At 73.4% G+C, this 18,389-nt stretch carries 15 protein-coding genes and 1 pseudogene; 8 read left to right on the forward strand and 8 right to left on the reverse strand.

Annotated features, from left to right (window positions below; genetic code table 11):
* Positions 1 to 140 precede the first annotated feature (140 nt).
* Positions 141 to 944, reverse strand: a complete 804-nt coding sequence (locus tag ACO1BR_RS37615) for a MerR family transcriptional regulator (RefSeq protein WP_426799609.1) — start codon at positions 942 to 944, stop codon at positions 141 to 143.
* 336 nt (positions 945 to 1,280) lie between these two features.
* On the opposite strand from ACO1BR_RS37615, the gene ACO1BR_RS37620 reads away from it, so the two are divergent.
* Entirely contained in the window at positions 1,281 to 1,748 is a 468-nt protein-coding gene (locus tag ACO1BR_RS37620) for a hypothetical protein (RefSeq protein ID WP_426799610.1), read from the forward strand.
* An 80-nt stretch (positions 1,749 to 1,828) separates the two neighbouring features.
* Positions 1,829 to 3,103: an ATP-binding protein gene (locus ACO1BR_RS37625; protein WP_426799611.1), complete on the forward strand. Its 1,275-nt coding sequence runs from the start codon at positions 1,829 to 1,831 to the stop codon at positions 3,101 to 3,103.
* A gap of 200 nt (positions 3,104 to 3,303) precedes the next feature.
* Here ACO1BR_RS37625 and ACO1BR_RS37630 read toward each other — a convergent pair.
* The 4 genes and pseudogenes from ACO1BR_RS37630 to ACO1BR_RS37645 form a co-directional block, all read right to left on the reverse strand.
* Positions 3,304 to 3,675 (reverse strand): annotated as a pseudogene (locus ACO1BR_RS37630) (GntR family transcriptional regulator); the annotation flags it as partial.
* A 100-nt stretch (positions 3,676 to 3,775) separates the two neighbouring features.
* A complete protein-coding gene (locus ACO1BR_RS37635; RefSeq protein ID WP_426799612.1) occupies positions 3,776 to 4,792 on the reverse strand; it encodes an ABC transporter permease subunit in 1,017 nt (338 codons plus the stop codon).
* A complete protein-coding gene (locus tag ACO1BR_RS37640; RefSeq protein WP_426799613.1) occupies positions 4,789 to 5,739 on the reverse strand; it encodes an ABC transporter ATP-binding protein in 951 nt (316 codons plus the stop codon). Before ACO1BR_RS37640 ends, ACO1BR_RS37635 begins: the two co-directional genes overlap by 4 nt.
* A gap of 169 nt (positions 5,740 to 5,908) precedes the next feature.
* Entirely contained in the window at positions 5,909 to 6,379 is a 471-nt protein-coding gene (locus ACO1BR_RS37645; protein WP_426799614.1) for a GNAT family N-acetyltransferase, read from the reverse strand.
* 142 nt (positions 6,380 to 6,521) lie between these two features.
* On the opposite strand from ACO1BR_RS37645, the gene ACO1BR_RS37650 reads away from it, so the two are divergent.
* Together ACO1BR_RS37650 and ACO1BR_RS37655 are read left to right on the forward strand one after the other, a co-directional pair.
* Positions 6,522 to 7,550, forward strand: coding sequence for a hypothetical protein (locus ACO1BR_RS37650; protein ID WP_426799615.1), 1,029 nt, complete (start codon positions 6,522 to 6,524; stop codon positions 7,548 to 7,550).
* An 87-nt stretch (positions 7,551 to 7,637) separates the two neighbouring features.
* Positions 7,638 to 8,435 (forward strand): exodeoxyribonuclease III, encoded by a 798-nt coding sequence (locus ACO1BR_RS37655; RefSeq protein ID WP_426799616.1) that lies wholly within the window; start codon positions 7,638 to 7,640, stop codon positions 8,433 to 8,435.
* A gap of 912 nt (positions 8,436 to 9,347) precedes the next feature.
* Here ACO1BR_RS37655 and ACO1BR_RS37660 read toward each other — a convergent pair.
* Positions 9,348 to 10,064, reverse strand: coding sequence for a MerR family transcriptional regulator (locus ACO1BR_RS37660; protein WP_426799623.1), 717 nt, complete (start codon positions 10,062 to 10,064; stop codon positions 9,348 to 9,350).
* 278 nt (positions 10,065 to 10,342) lie between these two features.
* Between ACO1BR_RS37660 and ACO1BR_RS37665 the strand changes: the two genes are divergently transcribed.
* The 4 genes from ACO1BR_RS37665 to ACO1BR_RS37680 all read left to right on the forward strand — a co-directional run bounded on the left by ACO1BR_RS37665 (position 10,343) and on the right by ACO1BR_RS37680 (position 14,152).
* Positions 10,343 to 11,869, forward strand: a complete 1,527-nt coding sequence (locus ACO1BR_RS37665) for a flavin-containing monooxygenase (RefSeq protein WP_426799617.1) — start codon at positions 10,343 to 10,345, stop codon at positions 11,867 to 11,869.
* Positions 11,866 to 12,897 (forward strand): alpha/beta fold hydrolase, encoded by a 1,032-nt coding sequence (locus ACO1BR_RS37670; protein ID WP_426799618.1) that lies wholly within the window; start codon positions 11,866 to 11,868, stop codon positions 12,895 to 12,897. Before ACO1BR_RS37665 ends, ACO1BR_RS37670 begins: the two co-directional genes overlap by 4 nt.
* Complete coding sequence (locus ACO1BR_RS37675; protein WP_426799619.1) at positions 12,894 to 13,775, forward strand: SDR family oxidoreductase; 882 nt, start codon at positions 12,894 to 12,896, stop codon at positions 13,773 to 13,775. Before ACO1BR_RS37670 ends, ACO1BR_RS37675 begins: the two co-directional genes overlap by 4 nt.
* A 137-nt stretch (positions 13,776 to 13,912) precedes the next feature.
* On the forward strand, positions 13,913 to 14,152 hold the full coding sequence (locus tag ACO1BR_RS37680) for a hypothetical protein (RefSeq protein ID WP_426799620.1): 240 nt from the start codon (positions 13,913 to 13,915) through the stop codon (positions 14,150 to 14,152).
* 169 nt (positions 14,153 to 14,321) lie between these two features.
* On the opposite strand, the gene ACO1BR_RS37685 is transcribed toward ACO1BR_RS37680, so the two are convergent.
* Both ACO1BR_RS37685 and ACO1BR_RS37690 read right to left on the reverse strand, forming a co-directional pair.
* Entirely contained in the window at positions 14,322 to 17,759 is a 3,438-nt protein-coding gene (locus ACO1BR_RS37685) for a S41 family peptidase (protein ID WP_426799624.1), read from the reverse strand.
* Positions 17,760 to 17,924: 165 nt separating this feature from the next.
* The coding region (locus ACO1BR_RS37690) for a cytochrome P450 (protein WP_426799621.1) at positions 17,925 to 18,389 on the reverse strand (465 nt) is incomplete at its 5' end.

Here is an 18,389-nt window from a genome sequence, read left to right on the forward strand (position 1 = left end):
CGGGTCGGGGGTGGAGGGTGGTCAGGCTTTGGGGGGAGGTGGTGCGGGCGGGGTGGATGTGGTCGGGTCGGAGCGGGCCGGGGGCGTGGCGGGCCCGGTCGGCGCCGGAAGGGGCGGCTTTGGCGAGAGGCGGAGCGCGGTCAGGGGGCGGCGGTGCGGTCCGGGCCGTCTGGGGGCGACCGGCGGACGGCGTTGGCGTGGACGGCGGTACGGAAGTACGGGGCGAGGCCGGGGCGCTGTTCGCCGGGCGGAACGAGCAGGGCGAAGGCGCGGGGGTCGGCGGCGACGTCGTCGGCGATCCGGCCGTGCATGGCGGTGGGGCAGGGGGTGAACCACCGGGCGAGGTGCCGGCGGTGCTCCTCGGCGAGGTCCATGGCCCGCTCGCCGTCCGGCGGTGCGCCGGCGTCGAAGGCGGCGGTCAGCCGGGCCCGCCAGTCCGCGGCCTCGGCCATGATCCGCGCCCAGTCCTCCTTGGAGTGCGTGGCGGCCCGGGCCATCGAGCGCCGATAGCCGTCGCTGTGCCGCCACTTGAGGTCGGCCTCGGTGGCGTACGTCAGGTCGAAGGCGATCTCCCCGAAGACCTCGAAGCGTTCTTCGGGGGTCAGCCGGACGCCGGTCTGCTGGACCTCCATGGCCTGCTCGGCGACCTCGACCAGGCGCTGGAGGCGGGTGATCTCCTCGGTGAGCCGGCGGTGCCGGGCGCGCAGCTGGTCGAGGGCGTTGGCCTGGGGATCCTCCAGGATGGCGGCGATCTCGTCGAGCGGGAAGCCGAGCTCCCGGTAGAAGAGGATCTGCTGGAGCCGGGCCAGGTCGGCGTCGCTGTAGAGGCGGTAGCCGGCGGGGCTGCGGTCGCCGGGGGAGAGCAGACCGGTCTTGTCGTAGTGGTGCAGGGTGCGGACGGTGATCCCGGCGACGGCGGAGACCTGGCCTACCGAATATCCCACGGGAACGCCTTTCGGAGGTGGCGGGTGCGCGGGCCGGCCGGTCGGGGGTGTGGCGTTTCGGCTGGTGGGAGGCGGTGACGCGGCACGGTTCCCGCTGTGGATCAGGGTGTGGCCTGACGTTACGTGAGGGTCAAGCGGCGTCGATGCGGACGACGGTCTCCGGCGGAGGGGCGCCGGTTCGGGGAGACCCCCGTTACATTTGTCGGGAAACAGGCGTTCGCACTTGTGTGCGTGTTCTTGTGTTCCTCCGTGCACACCGCGTGCACGGGGGCGCCGCACCGCCCGTCGTCCGTCCGGCTGCCCGAGGAGCCCGCAGGAATCCGTGAGAAGCGACTCGTGAGACCCGCCAGATCAGCGACCGCGCCCGTCCGCACCGCCGGTGCGGCCGTCGCGGTCGGCGCCGTGCTCCTGGTCTCCGGGTGCGCGGGACCGAACGCGCTGCTGCGGGACGAGGGGCCGGCCGCGGCGCACTCGACCCGCTCCGGCCCGGTCTACGCGGCAGACGGCACCGGCCGCCCCCTCCAGCGCCCCGACTCGCTCCCGCTGGGCGACGCCGCCCGGCTGACCGGGCTGCGCTGGACGTCGTGGGGCGGACCGACGGCCCTGGCCAGCGGCGGGCTCAGCGCGGACTGGTGCGCGCCCGCGTGCTTCCGCAGGCCGTACGACGTGAAGGTGACGCTGAGCGGGCTCCAGCGGCTGCCGGATCTCGCGTACTACTCCAGCGCCGGGGTCGTGGCGCCCCAGGTGCACGGGGAGCGGGCCGCCGAGCTGGGGCGGGTGAGCCTGCGCCTGCCGGAGTTCTAGCGGCGGCGGAGCGCGGAGCCGGAGCAGCGGCACGCCACGGCAGCGGCCGGGACGGGCCGGGAGGAAGGAGGCAGGAACGGATGGGGCTGCGGGCCAAGATCGGTATCGCGATCGCCGCCACCGCCGGGGTGGTCGCGGTCCTCGTCGGCCTGCTCGTCCACCACCACACCGTCAACTCCCAGCTCGACCTGGCCGGGCACGCCCTCGACAGCCGGCTGGAGACCACCGTCCAGGACCGTGCGGCCGGGATCGACACCGGGCGCGGGCTGATCAATCCCCAGGACCTGCCCCGGCCGCTGCGGCAGCTGGTCGAGCGCGGCCGGCGGGGCGTCTACCTCGAACTGGGCGGCCGTACGCCGTATTTGTGGGCGGCCGGCAGGCTGGGCCCGGACATCGTCGCGCTCAAGCGCCCCTACCTGCGCGAACAGGAGACGGTACGGGCGCTGGACCGGATGCTGTGGGTGGCCGGGGCGGCCGGAACCGGCCTGGGCTGCGTCGTCGGCCTGCTGGTCGCGCACCGGCTGGGCCGGCGGCTGACCGCGTCCGCGGCCACCGCCCAGCGGATCGCCGAGGGCGATCTGGGCGCGCGGCTGCCGCGGGGCGGCAAGGACGAGATCGCGCAGCTCACCTCGGCGGTGAACACCATGGCCGAGGCGCTGGCCGCCCGGCTCCGGGCTGAGCGCGAGGTCGCCGCGAACATCGCCCACGAGCTGCGGACCCCGGTCGCCGGGCTGGTCACCGCGGCCGGGCTGCTGCCGCCGTCCCGGCCGACCGAGATGGTCCGGGAACGGGCCGAGCACGTACGGGGGCTGATGGAGGACGTGCTGGAGGTGGCCCGGCTCGACGCGCGGACGGAGGAGGCGGACCGGGAGCTACGGCCGCTGGGGGAGCTGGCGCGGCGGGCGGTGGCGGCGTGCGCCGGGGCGATGGGGGAGGCGACCGGTTCCGCAGGCGCGCGGGACGGGGCGGTACGGGTGCGGGTCCTGGCGGACGGGCTGGTGGAGACCGATCCGCGGCGGGTGGAGCGGATCCTGGTCAACCTGGTCAGCAACGCCCGGCGGCACGGCGCCGCGCCGGTGACCGTCGAGGTCGACGGCGGGGTGGTCCGGGTGCGGGACGCCGGTCCCGGTTTCCCGGAGGTGCTGCTGACGCACGGCCCGCAGCGGTTCCGTACCGGCGGCGGCCGGAGCGGGCCGGGGCTGGGCCTGGGGCTGACGATCGCGGCCGGGCAGGCGCGGGTGCTGGGCGCCGGGCTGCGCTTCGCCAACCCGGCCGGCGGCGGGGCACAGGCCACGGTCGATCTGCGGGGGGCGCTGCGGCCGGAGCGGCCGGCCGAGGAGCCGGCGGCGGACTAGGCCCTGACCCCGCGCAGGCTCTGGGGGCGCGAGGCCGGTGGGGCCTCGCGCCCCGCTCACCCCTCCGGAAAGCGGTCCTGCAGCGCGGAGTTCACCAGGGCCTGGACGTCCTCGCGGTCCAGGCCCTCGGCGCGGGCCCGGTCCATCCAGGAGCGCAGTTCCGCGCGCAACAGGCCGTCGGCGGCGGACTCCGGGCGGGCCAGGGTGNAGTTCACCAGGGCCTGGACGTCCTCGCGGTCCAGGCCCTCGGCGCGGGCCCGGTCCATCCAGGAGCGCAGTTCCGCGCGCAACAGGCCGTCGGCGGCGGACTCCGGGCGGGCCAGGGTGCGGCTGACGAACGTGCCGAGGCCGGGCCGCGGCTCCACCAGGCCCTCGCGTTCCAGCTCGCGGTACGCCTTGAGGGTCGTGTTCGGGTTGACCTTGGTCGTGGCGGCGACCTGCGCGGCCGTGGGCAGCCGGTCGCCCTCCACCAGGATGCCCAGCCGCAGGGCCTGCTGGACCTGCTGGACGATCTGGAGGTAGGTGGCGACGCCGCTGCGGCGGTCGATCCGGAACTCCACGGCGCTCACCACCTCTCTGCCGCTGTGCTGCTGTCGGGCCCGTCGACCGATTGATGATCGGGCCGCCCGCGCCGGGTGTCAAAGCGCTCCGGCGGGCGTGGCGGGCGGCCGTTCAGAGGGGCCGCCTGCGGGCCTGCCACACGACGAACGCCAGGACCACGGCCGTCAGCGCCAGCAGGACGCCCGCGCCGCGCCACTGCATGCCGGCCATCTGCCCGTAGTCGAAGTACTCGGTCACGCGGTTGACGATGCCCAGCTTGGCCCGGCAGGCGGCCTCGTCGGCGTGCACGCAGGTGCCGAAGCCGTAGAGCCTGCCGTCCGCGGTGGCCACCCAGTCGTCGAACCGCACGCTGGCGGCCGGCAGATGGGGGCCGTCGCCGTTGTAGGGGTAGGTGACGCTGTGCGGGGTGCCGAGGCGGGGGCGGAGCCGGGACCACAGCTCGCCCGTCACGATCCAGAGGACGGCGGTGGCCGCCATCGCCGGCACCACCCGCTTGAGCAGCATGCCCAGGGCGATCCCGCAGGCCGTCAGGAACAGGGTCCGGGCCACCGGGACCGGGCCCGTGACGTCGAAGGGGCCGCTGCTCAACCAGTCGCCGAAGTCCTCCAGTTGGTGGACGGGCGTCCAGAGCCACTGGAAGGTGACCGAGAGGGCGGTGACGCACACCGTCGTGACGGCCAGGGGGAGGGCGAGCGTGGTGGCGAGCCACCGGCCGCGGCTGACGGACTGGGTGGTGACCAGCCGCAGGGTGCCGCGCTCCTGCTCGGCGGCGATCAGCGGGGCGCCGAGGAAGACGCCGATCAGGACCGGGACGTACTGGAGGAGCGTGATGTCACGGGAGAACATCGCGTGGAACGTGCTCTGGAATTCCTCCAGCAGCTCGCCCTTGGAGTCCGGGGTGGCGCCCTTGGTGTGCACGAAGTCCAGTACGCCGATGCGCTGGTAGGCGTAGACGGCGCAGGCGGCGGCGGTGATCAGGACGCAGGCGAGCAGTGCGGTGCGGTGGCGGCGGTAGACCACCCAGGCGGTGCCATGCAGCAGGCCGCGGCCGGCGGTGCGGGGTCCGGTCCCGCGGGGGGCGGCCTCACGAGGGGCGGTGTCGGTGGTCGCGCTGGTCGTGTCGCTCACGCCGCTGTCTCCTGCTGGTCGATGGTGCGTGCCTCGTCCGCGATCAGGGTGGGGGCGTCGGGGGAGCGCAGATAGGCCAGGAGGACTTCCTCCAGGCTCGGCGACAGGGCCTCCCAGTCGGCGTCCCAGCTGTCGGAGAGCGGGCCGCCGGTGCGTATCAGGGCGCTGAACTGCCGCCCGCTGACACGGGATTCGACGATCGTGTGGCGGGCCCCCAGCTCCTCGGGGACGGCGCCGTCGACGGCCCGGCCGGTCACCAGGGTGTGGCCGGGCACCAGTTCGTCGGTCGCGCCGGCCATCCGCAGCCGGCCCTCGGCGAGGACGAGGAGGTAGTCGCACATCTCCTCCATCTCGGCGAGCATGTGGGACGACATCAGGACGGTCGTGCCGTGCTCGGCGGCCTCGGCCATCAGCAGCCCGGACAGCTCGTGCCGGGCGAGCGGGTCCAGGTCGGACATCGGCTCGTCGAGGAGCAGCAGCGCGGGGCGCTTGCCGAAGGCGAGCGCGAAGGCGACGCGGGTGCGCTGACCCCCGGAGAGGGTGCCGATCCGGGCGTCGAGCGGCACCTTGCCGGAGCGGACGATGCGCTCGGCGACGGCCTGGTCCCAGCGGGGGTTCAGCTCGCGGCCCAGGCGCAGGGTCTCGGCGACGGTGAAGCGCGGGTAGAGGGGCTTGTCCTGGGCGAGGAAGGCGACGCGCTCCAGGACGGCGGGGTCGGTGACCGGGACGCCGAACAGCTTCACGGTGCCCGCGGTCGGTCGTACCAGGCGGGTCGCGATGCCGAGGAAGGTGCTCTTGCCGGCGCCGTTGGGGCCCACGAGGGCGCAGACGCGTCCGGCGGGAAGCCGGAAGGAGCAGTCCCGCAGCGCCCAGCCGCGGCGGTACTTCCGCGACAGGCCCTCGGCCTCGATCGCCCATGGTCCGGTGCGTGCGCTCGGGTCGGCCACCCGGATCCCCCCTTTAGCTAATTGATTAGTGGAATGAGTATGGGGAGCTGGGCGTGGCCGTGTCAAAGGCGGGTGTGGCCGGGGCGGGCGGGCCGGCGGAGGGCGCGCCGACGGCGGGTGGCGGGCATGGCCGCCACCCGTGGGGTGTGCCGTGGGGTGGGTGCGGGCCCTAAAGGGGCTTCGCCATGCAGCGGCTCGACTCGTAGGTGCGGTAGTAGCCGAACTTCCGCACCATGGCGTAGCCGCTGGAGGTGTACAGAGTGATCGCCTCGGGCTGCTCGGTGCCGGTCTCCAGGACCATCCGCGTGCGGCCGGCGGCGCGGGCGTCCGCTTCGAGGGTGGCGAGGATCCGCCGGGCCAGACCGCGACCGCGGGCCTCGGGGATCACGAACATCCGCTTGATCTCGGCGTCGCCGGGGGCGTACCCCTCACCGGTGTCCTCCCGGACGCGCCAGCCGCCGGTGGCCAGCGGCCGGCCGGACTCGTACGCGATCAGGTAGATGCCGTGCGGCGGGGTGAACATATGGGGGTCGAGCGGGGTGAGGTCGCCGTCGCCGTAGCGCCGGGCGTACTCCTGCTGGACCTCCTCGTCGAGCCGGACCGCGTCGGGGTGGTCGTAGCGGACGGGGCGTATCTCCATTCCAGGAATCGTACGGGGCCGGGAACCGTGCGGGTGTCCGGGCAGGTGGGGCGACGGTTCCGCCGGGTGGACATCGTGCCGCCGACCAGGGCGGGTCGGGCTTCTCACATCCTTCTTAGAACCGCACCGTAGAGATAGGCCCATGGCGATCAAACGTGTTGCAGTCGGTGTCGGAATACTCGTGACGATGACCGTGACGGGCGTGGTCGGAGCGGCCATCGCGACTCCCGCTCCCGCGCCTCACACCACTGCCACTCCCGCGCTCGGAACAAGGACACCGACAAACTATCTGTACGCTTCCATGGGCGATTTCGACGCCAATGTGAAACCACTGATCGACCGCCCGGACATCGCCGGCGTGCAGCTGGTGGTGCCGTGGAAGGCGCTCGAACAGAAGAAGAACCAGTACGATTTCTCGTCGATCGACCAGGCGCTGAAATATGTGCAGGCCCGCCACAAGAAGCTCTTCATCCAGGTCCAGGACCGGTTTTTCGCGCCGCCGACCAGGCTCCCGAACTATCTGTTGCAGGACCCGGAATACGCTGGCGGCGCGGCTCCGACGACGAACGAGAGCGGCCTTGGCCCCGGTCAGCCCGGAACGGTCGCAGCGCAGTGGAACCCGCAGGTGCGCGGTCGTTTTCAGCATCTGCTGAAGGCGCTGGCGCAGCGTTTCGACGGTCGCCTCGCCGGGGTGAACCTTCCGGAAACCGCTACCGGAGTGGACACCAAGAAGGACCACACGGGCTACAGCGACGATGCCTACTTCAAGGCAGAACTCGACAACATGGCCTACGGCAAGAAGGTCTTCACCAAGACGCAGTTCATCCAGTACGTCAACTTCTGGCCGGGTGAATGGAACAACAGCCGCAACTACATGAAGCGCACCTTCGAATTCGCCAAGTCGCACGGAATCGGCCTGGGCGGACCTGACATCCTGCCGGACCGACCGGCACAGATGCAGAACTCGTATCCCTTCTTCAAGCAGTACCGGGGACAGCTCCCGATCGTGGCCATGGCCGTGCAGGAACCCGATTTCCAGTACAAGAACCCCAAGACAAAGAAGCCGTACACCCGCCAGGAGTTCGTCGATTTCGGCAAGAACACCCTCGGAGTCGACGGCATCTTCTGGGCCACCAGCTCGCCCTGGCTCCACCAGCCGGCGGCACGATAGCCGCTCATCGCCCCGGCGGTGGTCGGCCCGCCGGGGCGATGTACGTGCCGGGTAGCGTACGTACTCCGTAAGACCCTGGAGAGTGTTGTGCTGACTGTGACCTCGGTGAATGTGAACGGGCTGCGCGCCGCGGCCAAGAAGGGCTTCGTGCCGTGGCTGGCCGGGACCGGGGCCGATGTGCTCTGCCTTCAGGAGGTGCGGGCCGAGACCGCGCAGCTGCCGGAGGAGGTGCGGGAGCCGGCGGGCTGGCACGCGGTGCACGCCCCGGCCGCCGCCAAGGGGCGGGCCGGCGTCTCGCTCTACACGCGGCGGGAGCCGGAGCGGGTGCGGGTCGGGTTCGGGTCGGCGGAGTTCGACGGCAGCGGGCGCTATGCCGAGGTCGATCTGCCGGGCGTGACGGTGGCCAGCCTGTATCTGCCGTCGGGCGAGGTGGGCACCGAGCGGCAGGACGAGAAGGAACGGTTCATGGCGGAGTTCCTGCCGTACCTCGTCGGACTGCGCGAGCGGGCGCTGGCGGACGGGCGCGAGGTGGTGGTCTGCGGCGACTGGAACATCGCGCACCGGGAGGCCGACCTGAAGAACTGGAAGGCCAACGGGAAGAAGTCCGGATTCCTGCCGGAGGAGCGGGCCTGGCTCTCCACCGTCCTCGGCGAGGGCGGCTACGTGGACGTGGTCCGCGCGCTGCACCCGGACCAGGAGGGCCCGTATTCCTGGTGGTCGTACCGCGGGCGCGCCTTCGACAACGACGCCGGGTGGCGGATCGACTACCACATGGCCACTCCGGGCCTGGCGGGGCGCGCGGTGAAGGCGTGTGTGGAGCGGGCGGCGGCGTACGACCAGCGGTGGAGCGACCATGCGCCGGTGACCGTGGTCTACGAGCTGTAGCGGCGGCGGGCTCAGCTCGCTGTGGGGACTGCGGAGACGTGGTGCGCGCAGCGGTTCGGCGGCGCATGACGGTCACCGCCTTGGGCTACTGCTTTGCGTGACCTCCGTCAAGTCTGACCGTTACCTCGGTGTGACCATCGAAAAGTACGTTGCTGCCCCATTTCTGGCCGCCGCCATCCTGGCCGCCGGCGCGGGAACGGCTTCCTCCGCATTTGCGGATGGCGGCCCCAAGGCCCCGGTCTCCAGGACGTCCTCGGCGACTTCAGAGCCCTACGGCACTGTCGTCAGCCGCATCGGTATCAACGAACGTCAGTCTCCCCGTACCGACTCCGCCATTGCCGGCAGCCTCGGGCATGGCGCTGTGGTCGGCTTGCGCTGCAAGGTCCAGGCCCAGGAGGTCGAAGGCAACAGGTTCTGGTTCCGGCTCCGTGACCGGGATGCCTGGGTCCCGGCCCGGTACGTCAAGGGCACCGGGCACGTCGAGTGGTGCCAGGAGGGCGACGGCAACCGGCCGGCTGGGCACTCTTCAGCCGATGGGCACTCTTCAGCCGACTGTCACCGTCCGGCGCATGATGAAGCCCCTCGGCCACCTGCCAGGTCCGGGGATTCCGCCGGACGCGCCGACTGCTCCCGGTCCGATGCGCCGGGCCGCGAATGTGCGGAGCGGTTCTCCCCTCACTCGCACCACGGACCTCACTCGCACCACGGACGATGACACGGGGGCGAGGGTGCGTGTCCTGTGGCCGTCGGGGTGCGGCATCACCGTAGGACCGTCGTCATGGGCGGGGCGCGCGGTGAGGGCGTACGCCCGGCGGTGGAGCGACCATGCGCCGGATATGGCGACCAGGCGTCGGTGACGGTGGTCGGCGAGCCGTAGCGGAGGGCGGGGGCGGTGCGGGGCGGCCGGGGCCGTCAGGTTTCCCGGTCGTCGCGGTCGTTCCCGCGGGCCCGCTCGGCCAGCCAGTTCTCCACCTCGGTGCGGATGCGGCGGTCCATGGCCATCGAGAGTTCGGCCTCCAGGACGCCCTTGGTGAGGGGGCGCAGGCTCTCGATGGTCGCCGCGACCTGGTCGACGTCCTGGGGGGCGGCCAGGACGTGGGTGCGGACGAGGGTGGCGAAGAGGTCGGCGAGGGCGTCGGCGTGTGCGCGCACCTGGCGGCCGGCCTCCAGGACGGCGGCGAGCGGTATGCCCTGGGCGACCAGGTCGGTGGAGGCGTCCAGCAGGCGCCGGCTGATGTGGACGAACTCGTCGCCGTCCACGGCCAGGTAGCCGATGGACAGGGACGCGGTCAGGTTCTCCGGGGTGCTGTCGTGGCGGAAGTGGTCGGCCAGCTCCTCCGGCGTGAGGCGGACCGGGGTCTCCTCGGACCAGGCGGGCAGCAACGGGCTGGGCAGGCCGAGGAGTTCGCCGACGTCGCGGCCGGTCTCGAAGGCGGTGAGCAGCTCGGCGATGCCGCCCAGGGTGTGGCCGCGTTCCAGGAGGGCGGCGATGGTGCGCAGGCGGGCGAGGTGGTGCTCGTCGTACCAGGCGATCCGGCCGTCGCGGCGGGGTGGCGGGAGGAGCTTGCGCTCGCGGTAGAAGCGCAGCGTGCGGACGGTGATGCCGGCCTCCGCGGCCAGCTCGGCCATGCGGAACTCGCGCCCCTCGGGGGCCGGCCGGGGCGCCGGGTGCGCCGCGTCCGGGTGGGGGTGCTCGGGTTCGTTCGCCGCCGCCTGGTCTGCCACGGGGCCAGCCTATGCCGAGGGCGCGGGCGGCCGGGCGGGCGGTGACCGGCGGTAACTTCTGGCGCCCTGCCCCTACCGATCGGTACGGAGCTGCCCTACGCTCCCCCTGTGCCCATCGTGCCAGTGATTGCTGGCGCGGTTGGCGGCGGTGGTGGTGAGCGGCGTACTCGGGAGGTGGCGGCATGGCCGACGGCGGGCAGCGGCATGTGCGGGTGGCGGTGATCGGATCGGGGTTCGGCGGCCTGGGGGCCGCGGTGCGGCTGCGGCGCGAGGGGATCACCGACTTCGTGGTCCTGGAGCGGGCGGACGCGGTGGGCGGCACCTGGCGGGACAACAGCTATCCGGGGTGCGCGTGCGACGTGCCCTCGCATCTGTACTCGTTCTCGTTCGCGCCCAATCCGGCGTGGCCGCGCAACTTCAGCGGGCAGCGGCACATCCGCGCCTACCTGGAGCGGGTGACGGACACGTTCGGGCTGCGTCCGCACCTCCGCTTCAACGCGGAGGTGCGCGGGCTCCGTTGGGACACCGGGCGGCTGCGCTGGGAGATCGACACGGCGCGGGGGGCGTACACCGCCGATGTGGTGGTGTCGGCCACCGGGCCGCTGTCCGATCCGCAGATCCCGGACGTGCCGGGGATGGCGGAGTTCACCGGCAGGGTGTTCCACTCCGCGCGCTGGGACCACGACTACGACCTGCGCGGCAAGCGGGTCGCGATGGTGGGGACCGGGGCGTCGGCCATCCAGATCGTGCCGGAGATCCAGCCCCGGGTCGGAAGGCTGACGGTGTTTCAGCGGACGCCGCCGTGGGTGATGCCGCGGGCGGACCGGCGGATCACCGCGGTGGAGCGGTGGCTGCACACCAGGGTGCCGGCCACTCGCGAACTGCGCCGGCAACTGCTGTGGGGCATAAGGGAGTTGCAGGTCAGCGCGTTCACCAAGCGGCCCGACGAGCTGGGGCTGATCGAGGCCGTCGCCCGGTCCCATCTGCGCAGGGCCATCAAGGATCCGGCGATGCGAGCCCGGCTGACGCCCGGCTACCGCATCGGCTGCAAGCGGATCCTGCTGTCCAACAGCTGGTATCCCGCGCTGGCGCAGCCGAACGTGGACCTCGTCTCCTCCGGGCTGCGGGAGATCCGGGGGAACACCCTGGTCGCCGCGGACGGCACCGAGGCGGAGGTCGACGCGATCGTCTTCGGGACGGGATTCCACGTCACGGACATGCCGATCGCGCACCGCGTCACGGGCGCCGCCGGCACCACGCTCGCCGAGGAGTGGAAGGACGGGATGGCGGCCCTGCGCGGCAGCAGCGCCGCCGGGTTCCCCAACTTCCTGACCGTCATCGGCCCCAACACCGGTCTGGGGAACAGTTCGATGATCCTGATGATCGAGTCCCAGCTGAACTACCTCGCCGACTTCATGCGGCAGCTGGACGTGCTCGGCGACGGTATCGCGCTGGACGCCCGGCAGTCCGCCGTACAGGAGTGGACCCGCACCATCCAGGAGCGGATGCGGCGCACCGTGTGGAACACCGGCGGCTGCGACAGCTGGTACCTGGACGCGAACGGGCGGAACACCACGGCGTGGCCGGGGACCACCGCGGAGTTCCGGCGGGCGACCCGGCGGGTGGACCTGGCCGAGTACGAGGTGCTGCGGCCACCGGGCACGGCCGCGGACGCCGGCCGCCGGATCGCCGAGGAGGTGGCAGCGTGAAGCGGCCGGCCCACCTCACGCAGGGGCGCTACGCCCCGCCGGTGCCCCGCACGACGCGGACCGTCACCTCCGCCGACGGGGCCCGCCTGTACGCCGAGATCCACGGGCCCGAGGACGCCCCGGCGGTGGTGCTGGCGCACGGCTGGACCTGCTCGACCGCCTTCTGGGCGGCCGTGGTGCGCGAACTCGCCGCCGAGCACAAGGTGGTGGTGTACGACCAGCGGGGGCACGGGCGCAGTCCGGCCGTCCCGCCCGCCGGGTACGGCACCGGCCCGCTCGCCGACGATCTGGTCGCGGTGCTGGAGCAGACGCTGGACGACGGCGAACGGGCCGTCGTCGGCGGGCACTCCATGGGCGGCATGACGATCATGGCCGCCGCCGAACGCCCGGAGCTGCGCGCGCGGGCCGCCGCCGCTCTGCTGTGCAGCACCGGCGGCGCCGATCTGGCCGCGGAGGCCCGGGTGTTCCCGCTGCCCACACCGGCCGGCCGCCGCCGGGCGCACCGGCTGATGCTGGGCTCGCGCGCCCCGCTCGGGCCGGTGTCGCCGGCGACCAGGCGGGCCCTGCGGTACGCCACGATGGGCGCGGGGTCGAGCGCCGAGCAGATCGAGGCGTGCGCCCGCATCGTGCACGACTGCCCGCCCGGCGTACGGGCCCGCTGGGGCAGGGTGCTCCACGAGCTCGAACTCACCCGCGGCGTCAGCCGGTTGGCGGTGCCGACCGCCGTCATCGTGGGCACCGCGGACCGGCTCACCCCGGTGGTGCACGCCCGGCGGCTGGCCTCCGTGCTCCCCGAGTGCGTGGGGCTGACCGAGCTGCCGGGGCTGGGTCACATGACGCCGGTCGAGGACCCGGACGCGGTCGCCGGCCGGCTGCGGGAACTGGTCCGCGACCACCTGGCCGCCGTCCCCGAGGGGCGCGGTGCGGCCGATGACGACCCCGCCCCGCAGGGCGAGCGGCAGAAGCAGCAGAAGCAGCAGAAGCACGGGCAGCAGGACCGGCAGCGGAAGAGGGAGAGCGCGGCGTGAACGGGAGCGGGAAGCTGGACGGGCAGGTCGTCGTCGTCACCGGCGCGGCGCGCGGGGTCGGGGCGCTGCTGGCGCGCAAGCTGTCGGCGCGCGGGGCGACGCTGGCGCTGGTCGGGCTGGAGCCGGACGAACTGCGCGCGGTCGCCGCCTCGTTGCACGGGCCGGCCCACCACTGGTACGCCGATGTCACCGACCATGAGGCGCTGTCCCGGGTCGCGGACGAGGTCAAGGCCCGCTTCGGGAAGGTCGACGTGGTGGTGGCCAACGCCGGGGTGGCGACCGGCGGTCCGTTCGTCGACTCCGATCTGGTGTCCTGGCGGCGGGTCATCGAGGTCAACCTCGTCGGCAGTGCGGTGACCGGGCGGGCGTTCCTGCCGGTGCTGATGGAGTCCCGCGGCTACTTCCTCCAGATCGCCTCGCTGGCCGCGATCACCCCGGCGCCGATGCTGAGCGCCTACTGCGCCTCCAAGTCCGGGGTGGAGGCGTTCGCGCACTGCCTGCGCGCCGAGGTCGGCCACAAGGGCGTACGCGTCGGGGTCGGTTACCTGAGCTGGACCGACACCGACATGGTGCGCGGCGCCGACCGGGACGACGTGATGCGCGAACTGCGCGCCCGGCTGCCCTGGCCGTCCAACAAGACCTATCCGCTGGGCCCGGCGGTGGACCGGATAGTGGCCGGGATCGAGCGCCGTTCCGCGCATGTCTACGGGCAGTGGTGGCTGCGCGGGATGCAGTCGGTGCGCGGATATCTTCCGGCGGCCATCGGGACGGTGGGCCAGCGCGAGGTGCGGCGGTTCGGGGACCGGCTCGACGGGCTGCGGGTCGGGCTGGTCGGCGCCGGCGGGGAGGCGGACGAGAAGGCCCGGACGCGGGGGTAGCCGGGTGGTCGGGGTGACCCCCGCCCGACCTGGCGGGGGTCACGGAACGTGCCCGATCGTGATCGAAATGCGACGGATGTCCGTTCGTGTCACGCTTATCGAGCCCGATCCCCGACACCCCCACAGGAGTGAACAGCATGGGCATCGAAGACCAGTTCAAGGACAAGGCGCAGCAGCTCAAGGACGAGGCCCAGCGGCGCGCGGGCTCCTCCAAGGAGCGCGGCCAGCAGGACCGCGACCGCGACCGCAAGCAGGGTCAGGACCGCGACCGCCAGCAGGGCCAGGACCGCGGCCGGCAGGGCCAGGAGCGCGGTCAGCAGGCCCGCGAGCGCGGCCAGCAGATGCGGGACGACGTCGAGGACCGTTTCCAGAGCTGACGCGCTGACGTCGTACGCGTCCGCAGCCGTCGGACGCCGTACGTCCTGAACGAGGGTCGTTCGTCCTCACGGAAGGGCGCATCCGGTCATCCGGGTGCGCCCTTCCCGTTGCCTCTCCTCGCCCCAACGCCCGCCCGGCGCGGGCCGGTTGAGGATCACCGGTTGCGGATCAGTCGCCGTCGGCGGTGCGCGGCGGCAGGGCGGGCCGCCGGCGGTCCGGGACGTCCGAGAGGTCCGGCGGGGTCGCCGCGGGATGGCGCTCCAGCAGTTCGAGGGCGGTGCGGACCGCGACGCCGAGCTGCGGGTGGCGGCCCTCGGCCCAGTGCAGCGGGGAGCGCAGCGCCTCGATGTCCACCTCGACGCCGTGGTTCTCCACGCCCCAGCCGTAGAGGTGGAACCACGCCGCGTTCATCGGGACGGTGATGGTGGTGCCGTCGCCGAGCCGGTGCCGCCCGGTCATGCCGACCACCCCGCCCCAGGTGCGCATCCCGACCACCGGGCCGATGCCCTGGAGCTTGAAGGCCGCGGTGATCATGTCGCCGTCGGACGAGGTCATCTCGTCGGCGACCGCGACGACCGGGCCGCGCGGGGCGTTGCCGGTGTACGACACCGGCTCGGCGTCGCGGGTCAGGTCCCAGCCCATGATGGTGCGGGTCAGTTTCTCGATGACCAGCTCGGAGATGTTGCCGCCGGCGTTGCCCCGCACGTCCACGATCAGCGCGGGCATCGAGACCTCCATCCGCAGATCGCGGTTGAACTGCGCCCAGCCGGAGCCGCCCATGTCGGGGATGTGCAGATAGCCGCACCTGCCGCCGCTCAACTCCCGGACCACGGCCCGGCGTTTGGCCACCCAGTCCTGGTAGCGCAGCGGCCGTTCGTCGACCAGCGGGACCACCGCGACCCGGCGGGCATGGCCGTTGCCGGTGCCGTCGGGCGGGACGAAGGTCAGCTCCACGGTCGTGCCGCCGGCCGCGGCCAGCAGTGGATACGGGCCGGTCAGCGGGTCCACCCGGCGGCCGTCGACATGGGTGAGCGCGCTGCCCTCGCGGATGCCCGTACCGGCCAACGGCGACCGGGCCTTGGGGTCCGAGGACTCACCGGGCAGGATCCGCTTGACCACCCACTGCCCGTTGCGGCGGACGAAGTTGGTGCCGAGCAGGCCCATCGCCCGCTGGTAGTGCGGCGGGCCCTCGTTGCGCCGGGCGCCGGTGACATAGGCGTGCGAGGTGCCCAGCTCGCCCAGCACCTCGCGCAGCAGATCGGCGAACTCCTCCGGGGTGGCGACCCGTTCGAGCAGCGGCCGGTACTGCGCCAGGACGTCCTCCCAGTCGATACCGGAGAGGTTCGGGTCCCAGAAGTACGCCCGGACGATCCGGCCCGCCTCGTCGAACGCCTGCCGCCACTCCGCCCCGGGATGGACGTCGTGCAGGATGCGCCGCAGGTCCAGATAGACCGTCGAATCGCTGTCCGGCGGCTCGGTCGCGGGCACCGCGCGCAGCTCGCCCTCGTCGTTGACGACCAGCCGGGTACCGTCGCCGCTGAGCGCGAACCCGTCCAGGGAGCTGGTGAGTTCGGTGCGCCGCGCCTTGGTCAGGTCGAAGTGCTCCAGGGTGGGGCGGCCCGAGGTGTCGGCGGGGTTGGCGAAGGTCTCGCCCAGCGCGCCGGAGATCGGCCAGCGCAACCAGACCAGCCCGCCGCCGCTGACCGGCTCCAGGGACGAGTACTTGGACGCGGAGACCGGGAACGGCGTGACCCGGTTGGCCAGCCCCTCCACCTCCACCAGCACCGTGCCCTCACCGGCCGGTGGAGGATTCTCGTCCGGGTCCAGCCCGCCCGCCGCGGGCCGCCCCTCCGGGGACAGTGCGAACGGGGACGGGGTCGCCGACGACAGCGGTACGAGGTGGGGGCGGCAGCCCAGCGGGAAGGAGAGGTCGCCGGTGTGCACGTCGTAGACCGGGTCGAAGCCGCGCCAGGACAGGAACGCCAGGTAGCGGCCGTCCCGGGTGAACACCGGCTGCTCGTCCTCGAACCGGCCGTTGGTGACCTCCACGATGTGCCCATCCGACAGCCGGGCCATCCTGATCTTCCGCAGCGACCGGCCGATACCCGGGTGCGACCAGGTCAGCCACCGGGAGTCGGGGGAGAACGCGAGGTCGCGCACCGGCCCGTTGCGGGACCGGGCCAGCTCGGTGACGCCGTCGGCCTCCGGACCGGAACGGGTGTCCGGCGCCGCCTCGCCCCCCTCCTCCGCCTCGCCCCCCTCCTCGGCCTCGCCCCCCTCCTCCTCCGTGCCCGCCGCCTCCTCCGTGCCTTCTTCGGGAACCTCCGTCTCTCCCGCCCCCGGCTCGGCCGTGTCCACCAGCAGCAGCCGGCCGTCGTGCGTCGCCACCGCCAGCCGCTCGCCGTCCGGCGCCGAGACCAGCTCGTGGACCCGGCCGAGCCGCCCGACCGCCAGCCGGCGCGGTGTGCCCGGCCCGCTGGCCCGCGGCAGATTGGCGATCTCGATCGTGTCGTCGCCCTCCGCGTCCGTCACATACGCGATCCGGCCGGTGGCGCCCAGCATCGCGGGCAGCCGCACCCGTACGCCGGGGGTGTCGTGGATCGTGCGGGCCGGGCCGTCGCGGTGGGTGAGCCAGTACAGGCTGCCGCGCACGCCGACGGCGCTGGCCCGGCCGGTGGCGTCCACGGCGAGCGAGGTGACGTGGGAGGCGGCCGGGACCTGGTACGGGCGGCGGCCGGCCCGCGGGCCGCCCAGGCGGACCGGGAGCCTGCGCGGCACCGCGTCCGGGCCGAGGTCGTCGATCAGCCAGACGTCGCCGGCGCACTGGTAGACGATGCGGGAGCCGTCGGTCGCGGCGTGCCGGGCGTAGAAGTCGGCGTGGTCGGTGTGCCGGCGCAGATCGGTGCTGTCCGGCAGGCAGGAGTAGACGTTCCCGACGCCCTCGTGGTCGGACAGGAACGCGATCCGGCCGCCGACGAACATCACCGAGTCCAGGTGCCCGTACAGATCCGGCATCAGCCGGGTGCCGTGCAGCCACATCCGGCCCATCGCGCCGCCCCGGTAGCGCTTCCAGGAGGCCGGCTCGTGCGGCGGTTTGCCGCTGAGCAGCAGTGTGCGGCGCTCCCCGCCGACGTCCGCCACCGCGATGTCGGCGACCGGCCCCCAGGGCAGCTGCCCGCCGGGGCTGCCGTCGGTGGGCACGCTGTACGCCCAGGAGTAGTACGAGAACGGCTGCCCGTGCGAGGAGACCGCCAGGACGTGGGACTGGCCCTCGTGGTCGGGCGGGGTCCAGCCGCAGACCCGGGCGTCCGTGCTGCCCCAGTACGTCAGCCGCCGGGCCGGGCCGCCCGCCACCGGCGCGAGATGGACCTCCGGGTCGAGGCTGCGCCAGGTGGTGAAGGCGATCTGCCGCCCGTCGGGGGAGAACCGCGGCGGGCCGAGCCGGGTCCGGTCGACCGTCAGCCGCCAGGCCCGGCCCGGCTCCGCGCCCGGTGGCGCGATCGGCGCCAGCCACAGGTCGTCCTCGGCGGCGAAGCACAGCAGGTCACCGTGGAGATGGGGGAACCGCAGATACGAGCCGGGCGGTCGGCCGGGCCCGGCCGGCATTCTGCGCAGCCGGCCGCGTGGCGTGCCGTTCTCCGGGGACGGCCCGGTGGCCGCGGGTGCATCGGTCACGCCCCCATGGTTTCGGCGCCGGAGGCGGGCGGCAACTTGGCATGATCGTACGGACCGGTCCTCCGGGCGGCGGTCCCCGTCCGCCGGCCGCGGCCGTCAGCCGCGCCCCGCCGCGAACGGCAGCGACGCGTACCGCCGGACGTAATGGCCGCCCGCGAACGTGCCGCCGGCCGCGTCCACCTCGAAGTCCGGGAAGCGCGCCAGCAGTTCCTCCAGCGCCGTACGGGACACCAGCCGTGCGGCGGCGGCACCCAGGCAGTGGTGCGGACCGTGCGTGAAGGCGAGGTGCGGGGGGCCGGAACGGGTGATGTCCAGGCGGTCGGCGGTGGGGCCGAAGGCGCGTGGGTCGCGGTTGGCGGCGCCGTAGTGGAGGAGGACCTTGCGGCCGGCGGGGACGGTGCGGCCGTGCAGCGTGGTGTCGGCGGTGACCGTACGGGCCAGGCACTGGACGGGGGAGGTCAGCCGGAGCAGCTCCTCGACGGCGGACGGCAGCAGGGCGGGGGTGTCGAGGAGGGTGCGGCGCCGGCCCGGATGGGCGGTGAGGAGCTCGGCGGCGCCGCC

The sequence above is a fragment of the Streptomyces sp. YGL11-2 genome (genome assembly GCF_050054615.1).
Lineage (GTDB): Bacteria > Actinomycetota > Actinomycetes > Streptomycetales > Streptomycetaceae > Streptomyces.